The organism is Aeromonas cavernicola (assembly GCF_002795305.1).
Lineage (GTDB): Bacteria > Pseudomonadota > Gammaproteobacteria > Enterobacterales > Aeromonadaceae > Aeromonas > Aeromonas cavernicola.
The window spans coordinates 42145-51938 of sequence record NZ_PGGC01000109.1 but is presented as its reverse complement, the minus strand read 5'-3'; the positions used below and the strand labels follow the sequence as shown (position 1 = coordinate 51938).

The following is a 9794-nucleotide window of genomic DNA, read 5'->3' as shown; positions in this document are numbered from 1 at the left end:
CCTGTTTGAAACCCCGCTGCAACCGGCTGGCAGCGTCCCCGGCTGGCAGGGCCGCGCTTACTGGCGCGCCGACTTCTCCGCCTTCAAGGAGCCCGGCCACTATCGGCTGGAGGCGATCACTGCCCAAGGCATTTTCCGCTCGACCCGTTTTGCCATCGGCCAGGATCTGCTAGCCAGCCGCTGCCTCTCCGACGTCATTCACTACTTCAAGGGGCAGCGCGCCAGCGGCACCTTCGATCGTGCCGACCGCAGTGCCCGCCTGTTTGGCACCGACCAGCACAAAGATGTACACGGCGGCTGGTTCGATGCCAGCGGCGACATGAGCAAGTACTTAAGCCACCTCTCCTACGCCAACTACCTCAACCCCCAGCAGACCCCCATGGTGGTGTGGGCTCTGCTCAAGTGCCGGGAACTGCTGCTGACGCCGCGCCGCGATATCGACGGGGTGAACCTCTGCAAGCGGCTCAATGACGAGGCGCTGCACGGCGCCGATTTCCTCTGCCGGATGCAGGATGAGTCGGGCTTCTTCTTCATGACCCTGTTCGACAAGTGGAGCAAGGATCCCGCCCAGCGCGAGCTGTGCGCCTATGCTACCCAACAGGGGATCAAATCCGCCAACTGGCAGGCGGGTTTTCGCCAAGGGGGCGGCATGGCCATCGCCGCGCTGGCCCGCGCCGCCCGCGAGCGCGTAAGTGGCGACTTCGATGCCAGCCGCTACGCCGAGGCAGCCAAACGCGGCTACCTGCATCTGCGTGAGCACAACCTTGCCTACCTCGATGACGGGGTCGAGAACATCATCGACGACTACTGCGCCCTGCTGGCGGCGGTGGAGCTGACCCGCACTTTCGGCAACGAGTGGCTGAATGAGGCGAGAGCCCGTGCCAGCAAACTCTGCGCCCGCCAGCGCCCCCATCCTGAGCTGGGTCACTACTGGTCGGCCAACGAGGATGGCTCGCGCCCCTACTATCACGCCGCCGAGGCGGGCCTGCCGGTGCTGGCGCTGCTGGAATATCTGGGTGTAGAGCCGGATCAGGAGCACCAGGCCCGGGTACAAACCGTGGTGGAGCAGGCACTGGCCGCCGAGCTGGCACTGTGCGCACGGGCGGGCAACCCCTTCTCCCTCGCCCGCCAATATGTCAAAGGGGTGGATGAAGCGCCGCGCGTCAGCTTCTTTATGCCCCACGACAACGAGTCCGGTTACTGGTGGCAGGGGGAGAATGCCCGCCTGGCCTCGCTGGCGGCCATGGCCTTTGCTGGCGCCCGCCACTTCCCCCGCCAGAGCCAGCCGCTCATCACTTACGGTCAGCGCCAGCTCGACTGGATCCTCGGGCAAAACCCGTTCAACGCCTGCATGCTGGCGGGCCACGGTATCAACAACCCCGCCTATACCGCCGGGTATCCCAATGCGCAGGGGGGGATCTGCAACGGTATTACCGCCGGATTCGATGACGAAAACGACGTGGCCTTTATCCCGGAGGCATACAAGGATCGGCTGGATCAAAATTGGCGCTGGGGTGAGCAGTGGATCCCCCACGCCGCCTGGTTTGCCTTGGCTATCAGCTGGCAGAGTGCGCAGCGTGATCGACATGAGCAGGGAGAGCACCATGATTGAGATCGGTTCGAGCAGGGAGAGTAGTGGATCCTCCATACAGCCAGCCTGGTTTGCGTTGGCTATCTGCTGGCAAAATGCCCTGAGTGATCGAAATGATCAGGGAGGTCACCATGGTTGAGTACTGGGTTGGCGTTGATGGCGGCGGCACTCACACTCGCGCCCGCATTCGCGATCGGGCGGGCAAGTTACTGGGAGAGGGCTATGCAGCAGGCTCCAATCTTGAGCTGGGCATCGATTTCGCCCATGCCAATGTGTTGGCGGCTATCGGAAGTGCGCGGATCAGTGCAGGCATTGGGAGCGAATGCGAACAGCAGATGGGCGTCGGGCTGGCGCTTGCTTCCGCTGAGCTGGCCGACCGCTATCACGCCATGCTCGACATGCCCTTCCCTTTTGCCAGTGTCAGGCTCACTTCTGATGCCTTTGGCGCCTGTCTCGGCGCGTTTGGCGGCGACGAGGGCGCGATTCTGATTGCAGGCACAGGCTCAGTGGGACTGATCTACCAGCAAGGAAAAATTCGCACCTGCTCAGGCCGAGGCTTTCCCATCTCCGATGTGGGAAGCGGCGCGTGGCTGGGACTACGCGCGGTGCAACAATCCCTGCTTTGTCACGACGGGATATTGCCCCCTAGCCTGTTGGCAATCCGCCTGCTCGATCACTTCAAGCGAGACCAAACGCACATCATCCATTGGGCTAGCCGAGCGATTCCCGCCGATTATGGCTATTTTGCCCCTTGGGTATTTGATGCCGCTAACGATGGTGACGAGCTAGCCTGCAACTTGTTGGATGAGACATCCGCTCAATTGAGTCAATTGCTCGACGGTATGCTGCGTTTAGGGGCGCAAAACATCGCCCTGTTTGGTGGTATTGGCACCCGCCTAGCCCCCCGTCTTGCTCACTTCCCTCTGGTGACGCCTCGGGCTGATGCCCTAGACGGCGCCATTTTATTCGCTCAGTCAGAGGATCTCCCATGCCTGCACCCCTGATCCATAGCCAGGTCACTCGCCGTGATGGCGATGATGTCTGGTTCCAACTCACCCTCTCTGATTTGCCTGACACTCAGTGGAAGCTGCATTTCTGTCTGGCTCGCCAGATCGACCCGAGTTCGCTGCAAGGAGCGACCCTTGAGCGCCAAAGCGGTAGCTACAAGGTGATGGTGCCTCACTCAGCTAGCCACAACATCCAGTTTTGCTGCCGTAGAACCCCGATAAAACGCAACTCGGATATGCCACAAAGATTCTTTCTTAGCCTGCCGCAAGCAACCATCGGTCCCCAGTTACTGCCCGTTACCCTGATGGCCCAAGATCTGGCAATGGATGAGCCTGCCTCACACGGTGCTGATTTGCCCACCGTCGAAGCATTTAATGGCATAGTGCCACACCCCGCCAGCTTGACTCTGCTGGAGGGAAACTTTCGCTTAGCTGAGCGCGCTCACGTCACAGGGCCAGTCAATTTGACCGGTTTACTTAACCATTTTAATGAGCTCACCTCGCTCGCTCTGACCCAGGATCATGATGCCGAGATCCAACTGATTGAAGCCGCCATGCCGCCAGAGGCATACCGACTCAGCATTACCCCTCACGAAGTGCGTATTGCAGCAGCCACCGACACTGGATGGCGCCACGGCTTGATAAGCCTTGCTCAGTGGTATCTGCAACACGGTGAAAGCCTACCCTGCATTGAATTAGCCGATCAGCCACGGTTTGGTTTTCGCGGGATTTTTCTCGACTGTGGTCGCCACTTTCACAGCACAGCAACCATTAAGCGGCTGCTCAAGCTGATGAGCCTGTATAAATTCAATCGCTTCCACTGGCACCTCACTGATGACGAGGGGTGGCGGCTCGAAATCAATGCCTTTCCCGAGCTCACCAAAGTTGGCGCGTGGCGCGGTTATGGTCTCCCCATCGATCCACAATTGAGCGGGGGCCACGCCCCCTATGGCGGCTACTATACCCAACGCGAGGTCCGTGAACTGGTGGCGTACGCCACCGAGCTGGGTATCACCATCATTCCCGAAATTGATATCCCGGGTCATTGCCATGCTGCCATCAAGGCGTTACCTGAATTACTGGTTGAAGCAGCGGATCGCTCCCGTTACCTGTCAGTGCAATATTTTGATGACAACGTGCTAAACCCCGCACTGCCTGGCACCTATCGCTTTTTAGAGACAGTGCTAGATGAGGTATGCGAACTGTTCCCCAGTGAACATATCCACATGGGGGGGGATGAGGTGCCAACCGGCGTCTGGACCGACAGCCCCGCTTGTCAGCAATTGATGCAGCAGGAGGGATACCTCGATTGCCGTGAACTACAGGGGCATTTGTTGCGCCATTGTCAACGCTATCTGGCGACCAAAGGCAAACGCATGATGGGCTGGGAAGAAGTATTACATGGCGATAAGGTGAGCCGAGATGCCACCGTCTTCGCATGGACCAGCTTTCAAGCAGGGCTTGATGCCGCCAATGCGGGTTATCCGGTGGTGATGGCGCCAGCCCAGTTTCTCTACCTAGATCTCGCTTGGAACCACAGCATTGATGAGCCTGGCCTCTACTGGGCGGGCACCCTCAATCTGGAACAGGTCTACGCTTGCGATCCGGCCCCAGCTGATTGCCATGCCTGCGATAACATCCTCGGGGTATTAAGCCCTTTGTGGTCAGAGCTGATTACCTCCCGTGATCGTCTCGACTACATGCTGTTTCCGCGCATGCTCGCCACCGCAGAAGTCGCATGGAGTGCTACCGCGCACAAAGCGTGGACCCACTTTGCAGCCCGCCTACCGGGTCAACTGCACATCCTTGACCAGCAGCAGGTACGTTATCGCGTTCCTCAACGCTAACCTTTCCCTATCCTAAAAGTGACCGTTGATGGGGATATGCAAGCAATAACAAGAGGGGTTGCCACCATGGCAACCCCTCTTACTGTTGACCGCTTTGACATGCTTCTGCCATCTGTTAATTGAGCAGCCCCTTCTTATCGATACCGCAAATATCCCTGACAAAATAAGCAGAAATCACCTCACGCCAACTAAGATCTGCCACAATGAAAAAACTTAATTATCAATAACAAAGGGGTGTATCACGATGGCTCGCCGAGACATTCAGACGGTGGATAGTGAAGTTACTTTTCCTGCCGATGTACAACTGGTATCCACGACCGATCTGCGCGGTGTTATTACCTACGCCAACCCAGCATTTTGCCAAGTGGCAGGCTATGACATTGAAGAGCTTGTTGGGCATAACCACAACATGGTGCGCCATCCTGATATGCCTAAAGCCGCCTTTGCTGACCTATGGTCGCACCTCAAACAGGGTAAACCTTGGCGTGGTATGGTGAAAAATCGCTGCAAAGATGGCCGTTACTATTGGGTCGATGCCTATGTCACCCCGCTCTATGAAGGGAATCAAATCAGCGGATATCAATCAGTACGCACCCTGCCGGAGGTGCATCATAAAGAGATCGCCACCAAAACCTATTGTGAATTGCTAAAACAAGAGCAAGGCCGCAAAGCATTGAATCTCTCGCTTGGTACAATCCGCCACCTACTGGTGGTCCCCCTGTTGCTAGCCATTTTGGCCAGTGCGGTTCATGACCATCGTTGGCTCGGCGCAGTATGGGTACTGCTACCTCTGCTGCTTTTTATCTTGGCGTACTGGCGTGAGTTGGTGACCCTCCCTCGCTATATGCGACACTTGGAGCGGGATTACGACAGCTTGACCCGCATCATCTACTCTGGCGACAAGCCCGGGGCAATTGCCGATTTTCATCTCAAAATGTGGCAAGCCCGCATCAGGACAGTGCTCGGCCGCGTCAATGACGCCACTCAGCCACTGCAACGACTTGCCGCCGACTTGAAACAGGCATCCCATCGCGCTTACCACGATATGGCGGAACAAGATGCCCAGACCCAACAAATTGCAACCGCAATGACTGAGATGGCATCTTCAGCACAGGAGATTGCTCGTAATATTCAAGATACCAATCAGCAAGTGTCGCAAGCTCGCAGCCACTGTATGCACACTGACCGTCAACTAAGCCAGACCGAGCAGCAAATTGACCTGTTGACCCAGCAAGCAGAGCAAGCATTTAACTCGACCGTCGAACTGGTTCATGAATCGGAACGGATTGGCAGCGTGATGGGAGAGATCCAAGGAATTGCCGAGCAAACCAATCTACTGGCCCTCAATGCGGCGATTGAAGCAGCCCGCGCGGGTGAGCTCGGTCGTGGTTTCGCCGTCGTGGCCGATGAGGTGCGGACGTTGTCAACTCGCACCCACAAAGCAACCGAACAGATCCAAGGTAGCATCACTCAGATCCAGCACACCCTAGGACGTTGGCGAGATACAATGCAAACGAATCTTGAACAGACCAGAAACTGTGCCGACATCACCCGCCAAGGCTCCAGTAATTTACACACCGTACTTAGTGAAATTGAGCAAGTTTCCGAGTTTTCCGCGCAGATCGCCGCTGCGGCCGAACAGCAACAGGCGGTCGCTGAAGAGATCAGCCGCAGTATCAATCAGATCTCTCAATACTCGCGGGCTAACAGCGAGCAGATCCTCAGTGTCGATAAATCCAGCCAGCAATTGTTAGAAGGCACCAAGCAGTTACAAAAGCTAAGCCAGACCTTTGGCTGATGGCCATTGCCAAGCTCCCTGCGGAGGCGCCACAATGGCGCCTCCGTTATTTTGCTGCGCCGCACCATGCCCATCTCGTCCCCCTCTGCTTTGCGTAATGCTGTTCGTATCGAAGCCATCGTATCTCTTATCCCTGTCGGTCGCGTCGCCAGTTATGGGCAAGTTGCCGACCTTGCTGGGCTGCCTGGCCGTGCCAGGCTAGTTGGGAAAGTATTACGGCAAACCGATAAGCGCTTACCATGGCATCGCGTCGTGAGCACCACGGGCACGATTTCACTGCCTAAAGGATCAGCTGGGTTCACAGAGCAAGTCGGACGATTGCAAACAGAAGGGGTCGTAGTGATCGGCGGACGAATCAAGATGAAAGAGTGGCAGTGGCAGCCCGACCTAACCGAGCTGCTCTTTACATTGCCTTTCTAAGAAGACGGTTCAGCAACGCCACCTTTTGCGGATTAATCGATCAACGCTAAGATTTCATCACTGCGCACCTGAACCGGAATCGTTTCATCTTCGCGCTGCAACAAGACCAATAAACGTTGCGGATCAACCTCCAGCACATAAGCCGTCCCCTCCCGAGTCAGACAACTCATGCCAGGGCGAATCTCGTTTATCTCCATCACTCTCCCCTATGTAACCAAGCGACATTCCATCTGCCGCACGTTGTGCTAAGCCACTAAATTCAGAGACCCCTTAACGGGGTCTCTTTAGTTATCAGGCTTTTTTCGGCTTTGGCAAGCTCTCTTGCCAAGAACCATTATCGTAGTGAGCCGTCCAACCGGTTGCCTTACCGTTCAGCTCGGTCATCACATACTGCTCTTTAGTCTTGCGACTAAACCGCACAATGGCCGGATTACCCTCTGGATCGGTGAGCGGGGCGCCCGCCAGATATTTATGCTTAGCAGAGATGCGATCCTTGAAACGTTTGAGCTCCTCCACCAGCGGTGCACGGGTCTCGCGGGATTTGGGGAAGTTGCTGGCCGCAAGGAACAGACCAGCAGCGCCGTCACGCAGCACGAAGTGAGCATCGGACTGGGTGCATTTGAGCTCAGGCAGCGGAACCGGATCTTCCTTCGGCGGCGCGATATCACCGTTTTTCAGGATCTTACGGGTGTTCTTACAGGTCTCGTTAGTGCAGCCCATGTACTTGCCAAAACGACCGTTTTTGAGCTGCATTTCACTGCCGCAGCGGTCGCACTCAATGCTCGGCCCTTCGTAACCTTTAAGCTTGAACTGACCTTTTTCAATCTCGTAGCCATCGCAGTCGGGATTGCGACCGCAGACGTGCAGCTTGCGGCTATCGTCGATGATGTAAGCATCCATCGCGGTGCCACACACGCCGCAGCGGTGTTTGGCCCGCAGCGCCTCAGTTTCCGCCTCTTCACCGTCGGTAGCAGAGACAAACTCATCGGCCGAGACCAGATTAATGGTCTTCTTGCAACGCTCTTTCGGTGGCAAGGCATAACCAGAACAGCCGAGAAACACCCCTGTGGTAGCGGTACGGATCCCCATCTTACGGCCACAATCGGGGCAGTCGATGTCGGTCAGTACCATCTGGTTGGCACGCATCCCCCCCTCTTCCTGCTCCTTATCTGCCTGCTGTAACTCTTGGGTAAACTCGGCGTAAAAGGCATCGAGCACTTTTTTCCACTCCAAGCTCCCCTCGGCAATGCCATCGAGCTTATCTTCCATCTTGGCGGTGAACTCGTAGTTCATCAGCTCGACGAAGTTCTCCACCAGCCGGTCGGTGACGATCTCGCCCATCTTTTCGGCGAAGAAACGGCGGCTATCGACCCGCACATAACCGCGATCGACAATGGTAGAGATGATGGAGGCGTAAGTAGAAGGACGGCCGATGCCACGCTTTTCCAACTCCCGCACCAGCGCCGCTTCGGTAAAGCGGGCAGGCGGCTTGGTGAAGTGTTGGCGCGGATCCAGCTTGACCAGCTTCAGCACCTCGCCCACGATAACGGCTGGCAGCTGGGTATCTTCCCCCTTGCGACCCATCGGTGGCAGGGCCTTGGTCCAACCAGCAAAGCGCAGAATACGGCCACGAGCCTTGAGCTCGAACTCACCCGCCTTGACGGTCAAGGTGGAGGAGTCGTACTGGGCAGGGGTCATCTGGCAGGCAACAAACTGACGCCAGATAAGGTCATAGAGCCGCATAGCATCAGGCTCCATCCCTTCCAGCATCTCAGCAGTCACCTGTACGCTGGACGGGCGGATCGCCTCGTGTGCTTCTTGAGCATTGGCTTTAGGGCCGTAGAGGTTCGCCTCAGCGGGCAGATAGGCAGCGCCATACTGCTCGCCGATATATTCGCGCAGAGCCTCGACCGCTTCCTTACTGAGGTTGGTCGAATCGGTACGCATATAGGTGATGTAACCCGCTTCATAAAGACGCTGGGCCATCATCATGGTCTTCTTCACCCCAAAGCTCAGCCGGGTAGAGGCCGCCTGCTGCAGGGTGGAGGTGATGAACGGTGCAGAGGGCTTAGAGCCAGTCGGCTTATCTTCCCGATTCACTACCTTATAGTCGACCCCTTGCAGGGCTGCGACGGCAGCGAACGTCTCGGCCTGGGTCACTGGCTTAAACTCAGCCCCGTTCTGGCTGACCACTTCCATCCGCAGATCGGCTTTATCACCGGTCAGCAAGTCGGCATTGAGATCCCAGAACTCGACCGGTACGAAGGCCTTGATTTCACGCTCTTTATCGACGATGAGGCGCACCGCAACGGACTGTACTCGACCGGCGGACAGGCCACGCGCTAATTTTTTCCATAACAGCGGCGAAACCATGTACCCCACCACCCGATCGAGGAAACGACGGGCTTGCTGGGCGTTGACACGGTGAATATTAAGTTCAGATGGCTGGGCAAAGGCCTCTTGGATAGCCGTTTTGGTAATCTCGTTGAACACCACCCGCTTATAGCGGCTGTCGTCACCGCCGATGATCTCACGCAGGTGCCAAGCGATGGCCTCTCCTTCTCTGTCCAAGTCGGTTGCGAGATAGATGGTATCGGCCTTCTCAGCCAAACTCTGTAGCTCGCTGACCACCTTCTCTTTACCGGGCAAAATCTGGTAGTTAGCCTGCCAACCAGCGGTCGGATTGATGCCCATCCGGGCAAACAGGGCCTTGCGTTCCTTGGCTGCCTTCTCCGTTTCGCTCAACTTGATACCGCGAATAACGGGTTTCTTGGGCTCGCTGCTGGCACTGCCGCTGGTGGGTAGATCGCGAACATGGCCTACGCTGGATTTCACCACGTAGTCCTTGCCCAGATATTTGTTGATGGTCTTGGCCTTGGCCGGAGACTCCACTATGACCAGTGATTTGCCCATGCTGTAACTATTATCCTCATTGCACCCGACGGGGTTGGTGTGCGGTTTTGTGGGCTGTATAAGAGATTTAACGCGAAAAAGCAATCACATGAACTCATTTACCTAGCCAGCCCAACCGCTTTAGTTTCTTTATTATTAATGCGAAGCCGAGGCGCTATACGCAACCGCTTTTTCATTTTTTAGCTAAACAAGCCCTTTTTATATCTGAATAAACATAA

At 56.5% G+C, this 9794-nt stretch carries 7 protein-coding genes; 5 read left to right on the top strand and 2 right to left on the bottom strand.

Going from position 1 to position 9794, the window contains the following annotated elements; genetic code table 11:
* From CUC53_RS12660 to CUC53_RS12640, 5 genes are all read left to right on the top strand, one after another.
* Positions 1-1612, top strand: a 1612-nt coding sequence (locus tag CUC53_RS12660) for a glycoside hydrolase family 9 protein (protein ID WP_100294489.1), incomplete at its 5' end; no start/stop codon positions are given.
* Between the two features lie 110 nt (positions 1613-1722).
* Positions 1723-2595 carry a glucosamine kinase nucleotide-binding domain-containing protein gene (locus tag CUC53_RS12655; RefSeq protein ID WP_100294488.1) on the top strand — a complete coding sequence of 291 codons (873 nt, stop codon included), beginning with the start codon at positions 1723-1725 and terminating at the stop codon, positions 2593-2595.
* Complete coding sequence (locus CUC53_RS12650) at positions 2580-4445, top strand: beta-N-acetylhexosaminidase (protein WP_100294487.1); 1866 nt, start codon at positions 2580-2582, stop codon at positions 4443-4445. Before CUC53_RS12655 ends, CUC53_RS12650 begins: the two co-directional genes overlap by 16 nt.
* A 244-nt stretch (positions 4446-4689) precedes the next feature.
* Positions 4690-6243 carry a methyl-accepting chemotaxis protein gene (locus tag CUC53_RS12645; RefSeq protein WP_100294486.1) on the top strand — a complete coding sequence of 518 codons (1554 nt, stop codon included), beginning with the start codon at positions 4690-4692 and terminating at the stop codon, positions 6241-6243.
* Between the two features lie 66 nt (positions 6244-6309).
* Entirely contained in the window at positions 6310-6663 is a 354-nt protein-coding gene (locus CUC53_RS12640) for an MGMT family protein (protein ID WP_100294495.1), read from the top strand.
* Positions 6664-6695: 32 nt separating this feature from the next.
* Here CUC53_RS12640 and CUC53_RS18975 read toward each other — a convergent pair whose 3' ends face one another.
* Together CUC53_RS18975 and topA are read right to left on the bottom strand one after the other, a co-directional pair.
* Positions 6696-6860, bottom strand: coding sequence for a hypothetical protein (locus CUC53_RS18975; protein WP_167386753.1), 165 nt, complete (start codon positions 6858-6860; stop codon positions 6696-6698).
* Between the two features lie 94 nt (positions 6861-6954).
* Positions 6955-9576: a type I DNA topoisomerase gene (gene topA / locus CUC53_RS12635; protein ID WP_100294485.1), complete on the bottom strand. Its 2622-nt coding sequence runs from the start codon at positions 9574-9576 to the stop codon at positions 6955-6957.
* Positions 9577-9794 lie beyond the last annotated feature (218 nt).

What these genes read in the sequence shown, in the direction of transcription:
- CUC53_RS12655 (WP_100294488.1), top strand. Translation starts at nt 1,723, where the DNA reads ATGGTTGAGTACTGGGTTGGCGTTGATGGCGGCGGCACTCACACTCGC.
- CUC53_RS12650 (WP_100294487.1), top strand. Translation starts at nt 2,580, where the DNA reads ATGCCTGCACCCCTGATCCATAGCCAGGTCACTCGCCGTGATGGCGAT.
- CUC53_RS12645 (WP_100294486.1), top strand. Translation starts at nt 4,690, where the DNA reads ATGGCTCGCCGAGACATTCAGACGGTGGATAGTGAAGTTACTTTTCCT.
- CUC53_RS12640 (WP_100294495.1), top strand. Translation starts at nt 6,310, where the DNA reads ATGCCCATCTCGTCCCCCTCTGCTTTGCGTAATGCTGTTCGTATCGAA.
- CUC53_RS18975 (WP_167386753.1), bottom strand. Translation starts at nt 6,860, where the DNA reads ATGGAGATAAACGAGATTCGCCCTGGCATGAGTTGTCTGACTCGGGAG.
- topA (WP_100294485.1), bottom strand. Translation starts at nt 9,576, where the DNA reads ATGGGCAAATCACTGGTCATAGTGGAGTCTCCGGCCAAGGCCAAGACC.